Source organism: Streptococcus suis (assembly GCF_002960445.1).
Classification (GTDB): domain Bacteria; phylum Bacillota; class Bacilli; order Lactobacillales; family Streptococcaceae; genus Streptococcus; species Streptococcus hyiners.
On the sequence record NZ_POJD01000362.1, the window covers coordinates 1 to 296 of the forward strand.

Annotated in this window: 1 protein-coding gene and 1 pseudogene; both read left to right on the plus strand. The window is 46.6% G+C overall.

From position 1 onward, the window contains the following. On the plus strand, window positions 1-149 hold a 149-nt coding region (locus C1G53_RS12085), incomplete at its 5' end, for a stage II sporulation protein R (RefSeq protein ID WP_105118817.1). Window positions 150-202: 53 nt separating this feature from the next. Next, window positions 203-296: pseudogene (locus C1G53_RS13440) on the plus strand (recombinase); the annotation flags it as partial.

The window sequence follows — 296 nt, forward strand, 5'->3', positions numbered from 1 at the left end:
TGCCAAAAGGGCAAGTACAAATGATTATCAGTCGAGAATATATCGGCACACAGACCGTTGCAGAAGCGTTTGTCCCGATTATCTCCGAGGATATTCGGAAGAAGATTGCCGAGGGCGACACCTTCGACAATGAGGGGCTGTCCGCTTAGAATGTACGCAATGGAACATGAAAACGTTAGGACAGATATGGAGGTTTTACAGTATGGCAGGAATAAGAACGGAGAACAAGATTTATGAAGTCGGCATTTACTGCCGCTTATCAAAGGACGATGGCACGGATAACGAGAGTGCGAGCA